At 71.7% G+C, this 14,327-nt stretch carries 10 protein-coding genes; 7 read left to right on the top strand and 3 right to left on the bottom strand.

Annotated elements, in window-relative coordinates; translation table 11 throughout:
- Position 1 precedes the first annotated feature (1 nt).
- The 7 genes from VGC13_RS30180 (at position 2) to VGC13_RS30150 (ending at position 11,791) form a co-directional block, all read left to right on the top strand.
- Entirely contained in the window at positions 2-535 is a 534-nt protein-coding gene (locus VGC13_RS30180) for a hypothetical protein (protein WP_331129062.1), read from the top strand.
- Positions 532-3,156, top strand: coding sequence for a secretin N-terminal domain-containing protein (locus VGC13_RS30175; RefSeq protein ID WP_331129061.1), 2,625 nt, complete (start codon positions 532-534; stop codon positions 3,154-3,156). Before VGC13_RS30180 ends, VGC13_RS30175 begins: the two co-directional genes overlap by 4 nt.
- On the top strand, positions 3,140-3,541 hold the full coding sequence (locus tag VGC13_RS30170) for a prepilin-type N-terminal cleavage/methylation domain-containing protein (RefSeq protein ID WP_331129060.1): 402 nt from the start codon (positions 3,140-3,142) through the stop codon (positions 3,539-3,541). Before VGC13_RS30175 ends, VGC13_RS30170 begins: the two co-directional genes overlap by 17 nt.
- Before the next feature lie 227 nt (positions 3,542-3,768).
- Entirely contained in the window at positions 3,769-4,470 is a 702-nt protein-coding gene (locus tag VGC13_RS30165) for a prepilin-type N-terminal cleavage/methylation domain-containing protein (protein WP_331129059.1), read from the top strand.
- Entirely contained in the window at positions 4,457-5,383 is a 927-nt protein-coding gene (locus tag VGC13_RS30160) for a general secretion pathway protein GspK (RefSeq protein ID WP_331129058.1), read from the top strand. Before VGC13_RS30165 ends, VGC13_RS30160 begins: the two co-directional genes overlap by 14 nt.
- Before the next feature lie 23 nt (positions 5,384-5,406).
- A complete protein-coding gene (locus VGC13_RS30155) occupies positions 5,407-6,438 on the top strand; it encodes a sigma-54 dependent transcriptional regulator (protein ID WP_331129057.1) in 1,032 nt (343 codons plus the stop codon).
- 400 nt (positions 6,439-6,838) lie between these two features.
- Entirely contained in the window at positions 6,839-11,791 is a 4,953-nt protein-coding gene (locus VGC13_RS30150) for a hypothetical protein (RefSeq protein ID WP_331129056.1), read from the top strand.
- A 297-nt stretch (positions 11,792-12,088) separates the two neighbouring features.
- On the opposite strand, the gene VGC13_RS30145 is transcribed toward VGC13_RS30150, so the two are convergent.
- From VGC13_RS30145 to VGC13_RS30135, 3 genes are all read right to left on the bottom strand, one after another.
- Positions 12,089-12,469: a hypothetical protein gene (locus VGC13_RS30145; protein WP_331129055.1), complete on the bottom strand. Its 381-nt coding sequence runs from the start codon at positions 12,467-12,469 to the stop codon at positions 12,089-12,091.
- A gap of 121 nt (positions 12,470-12,590) precedes the next feature.
- Positions 12,591-13,730: a tail fiber domain-containing protein gene (locus tag VGC13_RS30140; RefSeq protein WP_331129054.1), complete on the bottom strand. Its 1,140-nt coding sequence runs from the start codon at positions 13,728-13,730 to the stop codon at positions 12,591-12,593.
- 29 nt (positions 13,731-13,759) lie between these two features.
- On the bottom strand, positions 13,760-14,327 hold a 568-nt coding region (locus VGC13_RS30135; RefSeq protein ID WP_331129053.1), incomplete at its 5' end, for a tail fiber domain-containing protein.

The raw sequence follows: 14,327 nt of genomic DNA, 5'->3' as shown, positions 1-14,327 counted from the left end.
GATGAGCCTGCTCACCGGCTGGACGATGGCGAATCGCGTGGCGCTGGGCGCGGCGGCGCTGTCGGCGGCGCTCTGCGGCGGCGCGGTGGCCGAGGCGCGGCGGCTGGACCCGCTCCCCGCCCGCGCCGAGCCCGAAACGATGGAGCCCATGCCCCAGGTCCGCGCCAAACCGGGCGACCCGTCCGGCGTGCTGGTGCTCTCGACCGTGGCGCGCGACCCGTTTCGCCCGGACCGCCGCCGCCCGCCCGGCCGCTACCGGCTCCCGGGCGAGGACGTGCCCGTCGCGCCGGTCGCCGCGCCCGTGTACACCCCGCCGCCGCCCACCTACACGTTCCGCAACCTGGGGACGGTGGTGCTGCCGGACGGCACCGGGCTGGCCGCCGTCGCAGGGCAGGGCGGCGGCGAAGGCCGCGTGCTGCGCGTGGGGCAGAGCATCGACGGGTTCCGGGTGACCCGCATCGCCCCCGGCGTGGTTACGCTGCGCGGCGCCGACACCACGCTGGTTTTGCGCACCCCCGAGGGAGGCACGCAGTGAAGCTCATCCGGCAGCTCGGTTTGGGGGGGATGACCATCGCCCTGGCGCTCGCCGCCGCGCCCCGTGCCGCACAGGGGCAGGACGCGGCCGGCATCGCGCGCACCGCGGGCGGCGTGCAGATCGACTTCCAGGGCGCCGACATGCGCGTGGTGGTGGCCGCGCTGGCCGAGGCCGCGGGGCTCAACCTGGTCTACGCGGACCTGCCCAACCGCCCCGTGACGCTGCGGACCGGCGCGCCGGTGCCCGTGGAGCGGCTGCGCATCTACCTGGAAAGCCTGCTGCGCGCGCACGACCTGCGGCTGGAGGAGGAAGAGGGCGGGCTGCTGCGCGTGGTCGGCAGCGGCGCGGCGGGGGGCGGCGCGGCGAACGTGCAGCAGGTGGCGGCGCTGGGGCCGGTGCTGCCCGGCGGCGCGGTGCGCGTCTTCGTCCATCCCCTGCGCCACGCGCCGGCGGACGACCTGGCCCGCTCGCTGGGCGCGCTGTACGGCATTGGCGACGGGGGCGGGGGCGGCGGGATGGAGCGGCCCACCTCGCTTACCGAAGAGCTGCGCGGCCAGCGCTACAACGACGCGCCGGCGGCGGAGAGCCCGGTGGCCGATCCGCGCCGCACGGGGTTGAACGCGTCGCTGCAGGGGCCGGTGCAGATCGTCCCCGACATGCGCACCAACTCGCTGCTCATCCGCGCCACGCCGGGCGACTACTCCACGCTGCGCGACGCCATCATGCAGCTGGACACGCGGCCGCTGCAGGTGCTCATCGAGGTGCTGGTGGCCGAGGTGCGGCGCGACCGCAACCTGTCCACCGGCGTAAGCCTGCGGGTCCCCAACCAGGTCGACAACCAGAGCGGCGCCATCATCGGTGGCGAGCTGGGCGGGCCGTCCACCGGCGACATCGTCCTCCGCGTGCTGCAGCTGGGCGCCGTGCGCGCGGACGTGGTGCTGAGCGCGCTGTCGTCGTCCGGCACGGTGACGGTGCTCTCGCGGCCGGTGGTGATGGCGCAGAACAACGAGGAGGCGCGGCTGCTGGTGGGCACGGAGCGGCCGTTCATCCAGATCTCGCGCTCGCTGCCCACGGACGGCGCCAGCCGCGACCAGGTAGTGCAGTACCGCGAGGTGGGAACGCAGCTCACCATCCGCCCCACCATCAACCCCGATGGATACGTGACGCTCGCGGTGCTGCAGGAGGTGAGCAGCGCCACCCCCGAGACGCAGTTCGGCGCGCCCATCATCAGCACTCGCGAGGCGGAGACGCGGCTGCTGGTAAAGGACGGCCACACGGTGGTGATCGGGGGGCTGGTGGACCAGCAGCGCAGCCGCGGCAGCAGCGGCATCCCATACCTGCGCGAGATCCCGCTGATCGGCCGGCTGTTCGGAACGACCACGGAGCGCACGGACGTCACCGAGCTCTTTCTCTTCTTGATTCCGCACGTGCTGCGGACGGACGACGAGGTGGACCAGGCCACGGAGCTGGTGCGCGAGCGCGCCCGGCGGCTGGACCGCGTGCTGCCGGACAGCATCCCGCTGTTCTGGCGCCCCGCCGGCGACACCATCTACCTGCTGCCAGACACCCTCTCCGCGCCCGCCGCCTCGCCGGCCGCGCCCACCTCCCCGCGGCCGAGCGTGCAGCCCGCACCGTCGTCGCTGGACCCGCCGCCCCCGCCGTCGCCGGACGTCGCGCTTCGGGTGGAGCCGAGGCGTCTGTCGCGGCGCGGCAGGGACAAGCGCGGGCGACGCAGGACGGGGCGGAGAGCGGGCAGAGGTGTGGAGCCGGACTCTCCCTCTGCTACGGACAGGCCCTCTCCCCCGCCAGGCCTTTCGCTCGTTCCTCGCGACGGCTGGCGACCCCTCCCCCAAACTGCGGGGGAGGGGTGGTGCGAGGGACTGAATGCACGGTGCTCCGGCAGGTTCGGCGCGGGATGGTGGGCGGCCCCCCACCCCGGCCCTCCCCCGCAAACTGCGCGGGCGAGGGTGACGCGCCCGACAGGCTGTCCGGAGCGTGATCGAATTCTCCCCCTCTCCCGCGCAGCGGGGGAGGGGGCCGGGGGGAGGGGGCGCCGGCGGGCGCAGTTCGGAGGTAGTAGAAGCGCTCCGCCGCCGGCCCCACATCAACCTCCCCCGGCAGTTTCGGGGGAGGTGGGCGAGTGGTGCTCGCCCGGTGGGGGCGCCCGCCGCTCGCGCGGACCCGTCGGCTTTACCCTCATCGAGATGCTGGTGGTGCTGGCGATGATGGGTGTGGGCGCCATGGTGGTGGTGCCCGCGCTGCGCCGCCCGGAGGACCGAGGCGCCGCCGCATCCGCCGATGCGCTGGCCGCCGCGATCGGCAGGGCGCGCCTGGCCGCCGTCACCCGCGCGGTCCCCGTGACGGTGGAGGTGGACGTGGCGAACGCGCGCTGGACGACCGTCGCCCATCCCGCCGACCTGCAGAGCGACACCGTGGATGCGGGCGTGCTCCCTGTCCTCCCCGACACGCGGCTGGCGGGCGGCGACGGGGCGTTCGCGGCGGTGATGTTCGATGCACTCGGCCGCGCGCGCGCTGACCGGATCGCGGTGAGCGGCCGGGATGGCGCGCAGGAGATCGGCGTCGATGCATGGACCGGGGCCGCGCGTGTCCGCTCGCGCTGACGCCGGCTTTACGCTGGCCGAGGCGCTGGTGGCGCTGGTGATCGTGGGCGCCGCGCTGGTGCCCCTGCTGGGCTCCGTGTCCCGCGGCGTCCGCGCGCAGGCCGATGTGGGCGCCGCGGTGGAGGCGGTGGCGCTGGCGGAGGCGCGCATGGGCCAGCTGCAGCTGCTGCCGACCGACTCCATCGCCGCCTACCTGCGGCCGCGCACCGGCGCCTTTCCCGCGCCGTTCGCGCACTACCGCTGGCGCGCGCTGCTCCGCCCCCGGATGGACGCCCCCGCCGTGGTGCAGGCGGCGGTGGTTGTGGAGTGGGATGGACGCGAGTACACGCTGGAGACGTACTTCCACCGCCCGGAGCTGCTCCCCGACGCGCCGGTGAAGCGATGAGACGAGACGCCACGCCCAAGCCCGTCCCGACGGATGGAATTCTCCCTCCCCCGCGTAGTTTGCGGGGGAGGGCCGGGGAGGGGGGCGGCCCACCATCTCGCGCAGGCCTCTCGGGTTTATGCGCGGAGGGGCAGATGGACGATGCGCGACGTCCGCCTCCAAGAGCGAATGAATTCGCCGCTGGAAAGGCGCAAAGTCCGCCTGCGCGGCCTCGGCGGCCGGGGGGTGTGCGGCGTCTCACGCACCGGAGCGTCCGCAACGGGGGCATCCGACGGCGCGCGGGGTTCACGCTGATCGAGGTGCTGGTGGCGCTGGTCGTCAGCAGCGTCGTCGCGGCGGCGGGATACGGGGTTCTGGCGGGGGCGGCGGACGGGCGCGCGGCGATCGCGCGGGAGCGGGAGGCGAAGCTGCCGGGGCCGGCGGCGCGCGGGGCGCTGGACGGGTGGCTGCGCGGCGCGGCGCTGTGGGATGGGTCCGGCGCCTTTCGCGGGCGCGACAGGCGGATGGGTCCGCTGGCGCTGGACGAGCTGAGCTTCACGGTAGAGGATGGCGGAGCGCTGTATCCGGGCCGGCGGCGCATCACGCTGTGGATCGAGCGCGACCCCACCCGCCCGCGCCACGGCCTGCTGGCGGAGGTGGCCCCGGCGGATCGCGGCGGCGCGGTGCGGACGGACACGCTCTCCATCGCGCCGGCGGCCGCGGGGCTGAACGTCCGCTACCGGACGGTGGTGCGGATGCGGGACGCGTGGCTGGATGGGTGGGATTCCGACGGCCTGCTCCCGGAGGCGGTGGAGGTGACGGTGCTTCCCGCGCCGCGGAGGGCGGACGATGCCGCGGGGGATGGACTGCCGGACGTGCTGCGGCTGCCGTTGACGGTGGCGCTGCGCCCCGCGCCGCCCCAGCCGGAGGGCGGCCGTGCGGAGCCCTGACCGCCGCGGGTTCGCCCTGGTGGCGGTGCTGTGGATCCTGGTGCTGGGATCGGCGCTGGCGCTGGAGGTCCACGCCGGCGTGCGGGCGGACCAGCGCGCGGCGGCAAACGCGCGGGCGGAGGCACGGGCGCGCTGGGCGGCACGCGGCGCCCTGGCCCGCGCCGAAGACGCGCTCCGCGCAAAGCTGGCGGCGCAGTCCGCCGCCGGCGCGCCGCCGGGGACGGACACGCTGCTGGTGCCGGCGCTCCACTACGTGCTGGACGAGGTGGAGATCCGCGCGCGGGTGCTGGACGCGCGCTCCCGGGTGCAGCTGAACCTGGCGGGTCCGGAGGCGCTGCGGGAGGTGTTCACCGCCGCTGGAATTCCGGCGGAACGGGCGCGGGGGATGGCGGCGGCGATCGTCCGCTGGCGGCTGACGAACGCGCCGCCCTTCGTCCCCGCGGTGCGGACGGACGCGGCGGACGAGGTGCTGGCGCTGCCGCCGCGGGGGGCGTTCGGGGCGGTGGAGGGGCTGCGGCGGGTGCCCGGGATCGGCGGCGGCGAGTACCTGCGGGTGGCGCCGTACCTTACGGTCGCCAGCGACGGGCGCATCAACCTGAACACCGCGCCCGTCCCCGTGCTCCGCACCCTGCCGGGAATGAGCCCCGCCGCCGCGGAGGCCGTGGTGCGGCGGCGGCGCGCGGCGCCCTTCCTGGGCCCGTACGAGGTGGCCGATGCGCTCCCCCGCCACGCGCGGGGGCGGCTGCGGGATGAGATGGCCGGCTTCCTTGCCGCGGTGGCGTTCGCCCCGGCGCAGGCGGAGCTGGTGGCGGACGCCGCGCCGCGGGGCTCGCCGGTGCGGGCGCGCATCCGCGCCGTGGCGGCGATGGGCGGGGCGGGGAAGTACGTGATCGTGAACGTGGTGGAACGGTAGCCGGCAGACACCCGACAGGTCCTATGCTCAATCCGCTCGGCGGCACCCAGTCGTTTTCACGCGCCCCCACCCTGGTGCGGTCGCCGCGGGGCGCCCACGTGCCTCCGCGCGCCCCCGTGGTGGGGAGCAGCGTGGGCATGATGGCGGCGCTCTCGGTGGCGCGGCGCGTGGCGCCCAGCCTGGCGGGCGTGCTGGTGCAGGGCGAAAGCGGCACCGGCAAGGAGCTGCTGGCGCGGATGATCCACGACCACTCCGCCCGCGCCGGCGGCCCCTTCGTGGCCGTCAACTGCGCCGCCATCACCGAGACGCTGCTGGAGACCGAGCTGTTTGGCCACGAGCGCGGCGCGTTCACCGGCGCCACCTCGCGCCGGGTGGGGCGCTTCGAGCGGGCCAGCGGCGGCACGCTGTTCCTGGACGAGGTGGGCGACATGAGCCCCGCCATGCAGGCCAAGATCCTGCGCGCCCTGCAGGAGCACGAGATCGAGCGCGTGGGCGGCGACACCCCGGTGCACGTGGACGTGCGTGTGGTGGCCGCCACCAACCGCGACCTGGCGGAAGAGGTGGCGGCCGGGCGCTTTCGCGAGGACCTGTTCTACCGCCTCTCCGTGGTCGTCGTGTACCTGCCCGCCCTGCGCGAGCGGGGGAACGACGTGGAGCTGCTGGCCCGCCACTTTGCCGCCGAGTTCGCGGGCGGCCTGGGGCGCCCGGTGCCGCTGCTGGACGACGAGGTGCTGGGACTGCTGCGGGCGTACGCCTGGCCGGGGAACGTGCGCCAGCTGCGCAACGTGATGGAGCGCGCGCTGCTGGTGCTGGACGGCGACGGACTGCTTCCCGAGCACCTGCCCCCCGAGGTGCGCGGCGAGGCGCCGGCGCCCCGCAGCGCCTCGCACCCCGCGGACGGCCCCTTCCTGTCGCTGCGCGAGGTGGAGGAGCGCCACATCCGCCGCGCGCTGGCCCTTACCAACGGCAACCTGGGCCACACCGCCGAGATCCTGGGCATCCACCGCAACACCCTGCGCCAGAAGCTGCGCAAGCTGCGGCTGGACGGGCGGTAGATACAAAAAAGATTGGTCTGACCCAGAGGCCGCAGAGGCCACAGAGTTCGTTTCCCTCTGTGGCCTCTATGACGTCTGGGTGAGAATATCTTTTTCAGTTTTTCCCCTTTCTTCCTCTGCGCCTCCGCGTCCCTGCGTGAGGCGCCGGTTCCGTTGCAGGCGTGTAGCAGTCTGCGTGCGGCGCGGAAGAGAATCGGATGTTTCCATCCACACATCCTGTGCAGTGCCCGCGCCGTTCTGCACAGCATGTGTGCATGCCCCCGGCGTGCGCGGTTCATCTGTTTCAGGCGCAAGAACGGAGGCCGCAAACGGTTGCAAAAGCGGGGCGGATGGGGAACGTGCATTGCCCCCGCGGTCTCTGAATCCAACGCAGTCTCCCCCCCTTTTCAGGAGACCCGCCATGCTGCAGAAACGAAGGTGGAGGACGCGCACCGGGCGCGGAACGTGGGCCCTGGCCCTGGCGCTGCTGGGGGCGACCGTCCCCGCCGCCCAGGCCGCGGCACAGACGTGCCTGGGGTGGGTGGCCCACGTGTCGGCCATCGACCAGCCCATCTGGTACAACCGCCTGGGCGCGCACGACCCCGGCGGAATGATCTACGCCCTGGACAACGACATCGTCCAGGACAACAACGGCAACTGGCGGCTGCGGCCCGGCAAGCGTCCCCGCCCCCTGACGCTGCGCGTGCGCGAGGGCGACTGCCTGATCATCTTTTTCACCAACCGGCTGTCGCCCACGCCGGGGAGCAACCAGCCGGGCACCCGCGACGCCAGCATCCACATCACGGGGATGCAGGTAAAGGACAACATCCAGAACGACGGCACCAACGTCGGCGTCAGCAGCGGCGTGGGACAGTCCGTCTACTACGTGTACGCCGAAAAGGAAGGCACCTACCTGATGTACAGCACCGCCCAGACCACGGGCGGCGACGGCGACGGCGGCACCATCAGCAAGGGGCTGTTCGGCGCCGTGAACGTGGAGCCGCGGGGAAGCGAGTGGTACCGCAGCCAGCTGACGGCCGCCGACATGGCCCTGGCCACCCGCAAGAACAACCTGGGGAACCCCATCTACACCCCCGGCGGGCACCCCGTGATTGACTACGACGCGGTGTACCCCACCGGCCACCCCATGGCCGGGCGGCCCATCCTGCGGATGACGGTGAACAACCAGATCGTCCACGGCGACCTGAACGCCATCATCACCGGGCCCAACCGGGGGCCGTTCCCCGACAGCCTGTTTCCGCACGTGGTGGTGAACCGCGACCGCACGCGGCCGTTTCGTGAGTACACCGTCATCTTTCACGACGAGACGGGGCTGGTGCAGGCGTTCGACAGCCTGTACCGCAGCAACCAGTTCGAGCACACCCTGCACAGCGGCCGCGACGCGTTCGCCATCAACTACGGCACCGGCGGCATCGGGTCCGAGGTGATCGGCAACCGCCTGGGCGTGGGGCCCATGTTCGACTGCGACGAGTGCAAGTACGAGGACTTCTTCCTGAGCTCGTGGGCCGTGGGCGACCCGGCGATGATCGTGGACGTTCCCGCCGACGCGGACCTGAACAACGACGGGCAGCCGGATCCCGGACGCAAGGCGACCAGGGCGTTCTATCCGGACGATCCCAGCAACGTGTACCACAGCTACATGAACGACCACGTGAAGATCCGCAACCTTCACGCGGGCCCCAAGGAGCACCACATCTTCCACCTGCACGCCCACCAGTGGCTGCACTCGCCCGACTCCGACTCGTCGACGTACCTGGACTCACAGGCGATCGGGCCGGGCGGGGGATTCACCTACGAGATCACCTACGACGGCGGCAGCAACCGCAACAAGACGCCGGGCGACGCCATCTTCCACTGCCACTTCTACCCCCACTTCGCGCAGGGGATGTGGGGGCTGTGGCGCGTGCACGACACCTTCGAGGCGGGCACGGTGCTCGACGCCAACGGGAGGCCGGCGTCGGGATCGCGCGCGCTGCCGGACGGCGAGATCCTGGCGGGGACGCCGATCCCCGCCATCGTCCCCATTCCCACCTACGCGCTGGCGCCGGTGCCCAGCAACACCATGCCGGGCTTTCCGTTCTACATCCCCGGCGTGGCCGGCCGCCGGCCCCCCGCGCCGCCGCTGGACGCGGTGGAGGACGGCGGGCTGCACCGGCACGTGGTGGTGGCGGGGACGGCCACCTTCCCGGCGCTCAACACCACCGACTTCAGCAAGGTGAGCACGTCGCTGGGGGTGGTGTCGCTGCCGGAGACGGGGACGCCGGCCGAGGTGAACGCCATGGCGTTCCACGAGCAGCGCACGCACGCCACGTACGTGGTGAACCCGGTGACGTACGCCGTCACCAGCGGCACCTTCATCACCAACGGCCGGCCGCGGAAGCCGGGCGCGCCCTTCGCCGACCCCTGCGTAAGCGACATGGGCGACTCGGTGGGCAACCCGCGGCGCTACCGGGGCGCGGCGTTCCAGACGGACGTGCAGTACAACAAGGCGGGGTGGCACTTTCCCCAGCACCGCATGTTCGCCCTGTGGGAGGACGTGGCCAGCTTCCGCAACGGAACGCGGGCGCCGGAGCCGCTGTTCTTCCGGGCCAACACCAACGACTGCATCAACTACCACCTGGTGAACCTGATTCCGCACGAGTACAAGATGGACGACTTCCAGGTGCGCACCCCCACCGACATCGTGGGGCAGCACATCCACCTGGTAAAGTTCGACGTCACCTCGTCCGACGGCGCGGCCAACGGGTTCAACTACGAGGACGGATCGCTGTCGCCGGGCGAGGTGCAGGAGCGCATCAGGGCCATCCGCGTCTACAACGGCTGCACCAACAGCTCGCCGGTGAGCCAGCAGTGCCCCGTGGCCGAGGCGCACCCCTTCTTTGGCGCCGGGCCCGACGAGGACGGCAACGGGGTGGGCGACTGGGTGGGTGCGCAGGAAACCATCCAGCGATGGTACGTCGACAACGTGCTGGACGGCACCGGGCGCGACCGAACACTGCGGACCGTGTTCACGCACGACCACTTCGGCCCGTCCACCCACCAGCAGGCGGGGCTCTACGCCGGCCTGGTGACGGAGCCGCAGGGGTCGAAGTGGAGGGACATGCACACGGGCACCTACTTCGGCACGCGGGTGTCGGACGGCGGGCCCACCAGCTGGAAGGCGGACATCATCACCGCCGACAGCAGCCAGAGCTACCGCGAGTTCAACCTGCAGCTGGCCGACTTCACCCTGGCGTACACCAACGCGCAGCCGCGCTTTCAGCTGGGCCCCAACCCGTCCGCGGCGGTGAACCCGGCGGGCAAGTTCGAAGTGGGGCTCCCCAACCTGCTGCGGCCGCCGGTCGCGGGCGCCTGCCCCAACGGCACCCCGGCCCCGTGCCCCGAGCTGCTCTCGGCCGACGACGTGGGGACGATGACGGTGAACTACCGCAACGAGCCCATCGCGCTGCGGGCGCAGGCGGGGAACACCTTCGGCAACTTCGACCTGGCGCGGTCGTTCATGTCGAACCTGAACAACTCGTTCACCATGCAGTGGGGGCCGTACGGCGCGCGCCCCGGCGTAAAGTTCCAGGACCCCTTCACCCCGCTGATGTGGGGGTACGAGGGTGACAGGGTGCAGGTGCGGGTGCTGGTGGGGGCCCACGAGGAGGGGCACAACTTCAGCATCCACGGGCAGCACTGGAACATGGAGCCCGCGGACGCCAACTCCGGCTGGCGCAACAGCCAGATGATGGGGATCTCGGAGCACTACGAGTTCCTGCTGCCGCCGCTGGCCAAGAACAACATCGGCCCCGAGATGGACTACCTGTACCGCGCCGGAAGCGCCACGGACGACCTGTGGAACGGCGTCTGGGGGCTGCTGCGGGTGTCGCAGCGCGGGGCGGGGTACGCGGATCTCAAGCAGCTGCCCAACAACCGGGGGGGCAACTTCACGGTCACCAACGCCAGCCGCTTCGACGGCGTGTGCCTGAAGACGGCGCCGGTGCGCAACTTCGACATCACGGCCAAGCTGGCGCGCGACCTGTTCGCCGGCGGCACGCTGGTGTACAACGCGCGCACGGTGAACGGCGGGCCGCTGCACGACCCCACGGCCATCCTGTACGTGCGCACGGCCGACATCAACACCACCACGGGCCGGCTGAACGCCGGCGTGCCGGTGGAGCCGCTGGTGCTGCGGGCGCTGCCGGGCGACTGCATCAACGTCACCCTGCGCAACGCGCTGCCGTCCAGCATGCCCGACTCGGCGGGCTTCAACACGCTGCCGATGATCATCGACCAGTTCAACAACAACCACATCACGGTCAGCAGCCAGGTGGGGCTGCACGCGCAGCTGCTGGCGTACGACGTGACGCGGTCCGACGGCACCAACGTGGGCACCAACCCGGTGCAGACGGCGGCGCCGGGCGGCTTCAAGACGTACCAGTGGTACGCGGGAACGCTCACCCTGGTGGCCGACAGCATCGTGGCCACGCCGGTGGAGTTCGGGGTGGTGAACCTGATGCCGGCGGACCCCATCAAGCAGGCCGCCAAGGGCGCCATCGGGGCGCTGGTGGTGGAGCCGGCGGGGAGCAGCTGGCCCGCCAACGCGGGTGCGTCCACCGACATCACCACCGCCAATGCCGCGGGGCGCTTCCGCGAGCACGTGCTGTTCTTTCAGACGGACGTGAACCTGCGCTTCGGCAGCAACACCACGCTCCCGGGCGACTCCAGCTCGCACACGTACAGCGCCGGGCAGGCGCTGCCGCGGATGGCGGGGTTCGAGGACCCGGAGGATTCGGGAAACAAGGCGTTCAACTACCGGACGGAGCCGCTGTGGTTCCGGATGGGGTACGCGCCGGTGACGTCGCTCGAGACCACGCGCGACTTCGTGTTCACCAACTCGCTGCTCAACGGCCAGGTGGGCGGGGCGCCGCAGACGCCCATCTTTACGGCGCCGGCGGGCGCGCAGGTGCGCTTCCGGGTGGTGGGGCCGGGCGGGCACGCGCGCAACTCGGTGTTCAACCTGCACGGGCACGTGTGGCAGGAGCTGCCGTACCTCAACCAGTCGCGGGTGCTGGGCAACAACCCGCTTTCGGAGTACAAGGGCACCATGATCGGCCACGGGCCCACCAACCACTTCGACGTGCTGCTGTCCAGCGCGGGCGGCCGCTCGAAGATCCAGGGCGACTACCTGTACCGCGACCAGACGTCGCACCACTTCGACGGCGGGATGTGGGGGATCTTCCGGGTGGGGGCGCCGGACCCGCTCTTCCCGTCGGCGACGTACTCGGTGGGCGGTCCCGTCCTGGAGCCGGCGTCCGCTGGGTGCGTGGTGGATCCGCAGACGGGCGCCGTCAGCTGCCCGCAGCAGTAGCCTTCGCGGCGGACGCGTCCGCCTGAACCCTTTCACCGCCGGCCCGTGGCACCCTGCCGCGGGCCGGCTCTTTCTGCCTCATGGCAGATCCTGAAAAAGAATGATCGTACAGAGGAACAGAGTCAGACAGAGAAAGCGAGCTGAAACATCATCATGGTTCCTCTGTCTGACTCTGTTCCTCTGTACCCATGAAGGTGTTGTTTTCCCTGATTCGGTATCACGCAGAGAACGCGGAGACGCGGAAAGAAAAGAAAAAAGAACGGGCACGCAGAGGCCCATCTTTTCGTTTTTCTGTGCCTACGGCTGAGACTGCGGCGGAGGATTGCGAAAGCGCTCGCACGCCTTGAGGATGGTGCTCCGCACCGGCTCGTCCACGGAGTTCGCCTGGGCCAGGCAGCTGGCCAGCTGCTTTTCCGGCGTGTCCACGTACGCCTCCCTGGGCGGCTCGTACTCCGGCCCCATGATCACGCGCGTCATGGAGTCGGCGTGCGCCTTTTGCGCGGCCACCGCGGCGGCCGACTCGGCGGGGGTAAGCTGCGGCGGCACGTACGCTTCCTCCCCGGCCTCCGCGGAGTCCGCGGCGGCGGCCTCGTCCGCGCCGGCCCTGCCGCGGTCGCAGGCGGAAAGCGCGAGGGCCGCCAGGGCCAGGGAAGGGAACAGCAGCTTCAGGCAAGGCATGGGTCTGCGCTGGGCAACGGTCGGGGGATGGCGAACAGGCCGGACGGCCGCACCGCGGCCGCCGGCCTGCTGAATCTGCGAATGCGCGGGGCGGACGGGAAGACCCGCCCGGCCGGAAACGTCAGGGCGCGGCCGGGGCCGAAAGCAGGGCCTCCAGGCGCTGGATGCGCGCCTCCAGGGCCGCCCGGTCGCTCCGCAGCTGCTCGATCTGCTCCGCCTGCCGCGCCACCGTGGACTGCAGTTCCAGGGTGCGGGCGTCCAGCGCCTTTACGCCGGCGAAGTTCACCCCGTCGATGTCCAGGTGGCCAATGGCCAGCGGCTCCGTCCCCAGCCCGAACTCGCGCCAGAAGTCCTCCGCGAACGGGCCCATGTGCCGCGACTGGCGCCCTTCGTCCGTGTAGTTCCAGGTGTTGACCGGAATGCGGCGCATCCGGGCCAGCACGTCGTCGCCGTCCACGTCCAGGAAGTTTTCCTTGAGCGTCCTGCTGCTGGCGCAGGTGATGGAGGCGCCGCCCGCCGCGATGTTGCAGCCGTTGGTGAGCGTGGCGTTGCTGCGGAAGCGGAATCCGCCCGCCGCGCGCACCGCGAACTCGTTGTTGGCCACCGCCTCGATGCTGTCGGCGATGGAGGCGTCGGCGAACACCTTGGCGCCGGTGTGGCCGTTGGTGCTGGCGCGGTAGCCGAAGGCCATGGAGTAGTCCGCGTCGGCCGTGCTGTTGTAGCCCAGGGCCACCGCCGCGTCGCCGTCGCTGGTGTTGTTGTTGCCGATGGCCACGCCCGAGTGGTCCTTGACGTCGTTGTTCAGCCCCATCGCCACGCCAAAGTAGCCCAGCTCGGTCCCCGAGCCCCACACCTTGTTGCCGCTCCCCATGGCGATCCCGGCCTGGGCGTCCTGTTCCACCGTGTTGCTGTTGCCCATGGCGAACGAGTAGATCCCCGCCGCCTTCGTCAGCGCGCCGCCGGCCCACGAGTAGTAGCCGATGTTGCTCTCGTCCCACTGGTTGCCCGCGTCCACGTAGCCGGCGCGGAACGCCACCTTCTGCGGGTGCCACATCATGCGCCACCCCGCGCCGCTCGCGGGGATGATGCCGATGCCGATCTGCCCCAGCGCCACGACCCCGCCCGCGGAGTCCACGCGAAAGCGGTCACCCGCGGGCGAGCCGGAGCGAAGCTGCAGCAGGATGTCGGACTGCGCGGCCGCCGGGGCGGCGGCCAGCGCCAGCGCCAGCACGGCAAAGGCCTTCGTTGCGTAGCGATGCATGTGCACCCTCCAAGGGTTCCAGTGTTGGATCAGGGCGCCGGCGTGGGCGCCACCAGTGCCTCCAGCCGGGCGATCCGGGCCTCCATCTCGGCGTTGGCCGCCCGCAGGGTCTCGTTGTCGGAGCGCAGCGCCTCGATCTGCGCTCCCTGCCGCGCCAGCGCCGACGCCTGCTGGACGATGGTGGACCGCATCTCCAGCGTGCGTTCGTCCAGCGCCTTTACGCCGGCGAAGTTCACCCCGTCGATGTCCAGGTGGCCGATGGCCAGCGGCTCCGTCCCCAGCCCGAACTCGCGCCAGAAGTCCTCGGCGAACGGCCCCATGTGGCGCGACTGGCGCCCCTCGTCCGTGTAGTTCCAGGTGTTCACGGGGATGCGGCGCATCCGCGAGAGCACGTCGTCGCCGTCCACGTCCAGGAAGTTCTCCTTGAGCGTCCTGCTGCTGGCGCAGGTGATGGCCGCGCCGCCCGCCGCGATGTTGCAGCCGTTGGTGAGCGTGGCGTTGCTGCGGAAGCGGAATCCGCCCGCCGCGCGCACCGCGAACTCGTTGTTGGCCACCGCCTCGATGCTGTCCGTGGTGGACGCGTCGCCGAACACCTTG

Source organism: Longimicrobium sp. (assembly GCF_036399255.1).
Taxonomy (GTDB): Bacteria; Gemmatimonadota; Gemmatimonadetes; order Longimicrobiales; family Longimicrobiaceae; genus Longimicrobium.
Note: the sequence above shows the minus strand (reverse complement) of the source record. Positions and strands in the feature narration are given on the sequence as shown.

What these genes read in the sequence shown, in the direction of transcription:
- VGC13_RS30180 (WP_331129062.1), top strand. Translation starts at nt 2, where the DNA reads ATGAGCCTGCTCACCGGCTGGACGATGGCGAATCGCGTGGCGCTGGGC.
- VGC13_RS30155 (WP_331129057.1), top strand. Translation starts at nt 5,407, where the DNA reads ATGCTCAATCCGCTCGGCGGCACCCAGTCGTTTTCACGCGCCCCCACC.
- VGC13_RS30150 (WP_331129056.1), top strand. Translation starts at nt 6,839, where the DNA reads ATGCTGCAGAAACGAAGGTGGAGGACGCGCACCGGGCGCGGAACGTGG.
- VGC13_RS30145 (WP_331129055.1), bottom strand. Translation starts at nt 12,469, where the DNA reads ATGCCTTGCCTGAAGCTGCTGTTCCCTTCCCTGGCCCTGGCGGCCCTC.
- VGC13_RS30140 (WP_331129054.1), bottom strand. Translation starts at nt 13,730, where the DNA reads ATGCATCGCTACGCAACGAAGGCCTTTGCCGTGCTGGCGCTGGCGCTG.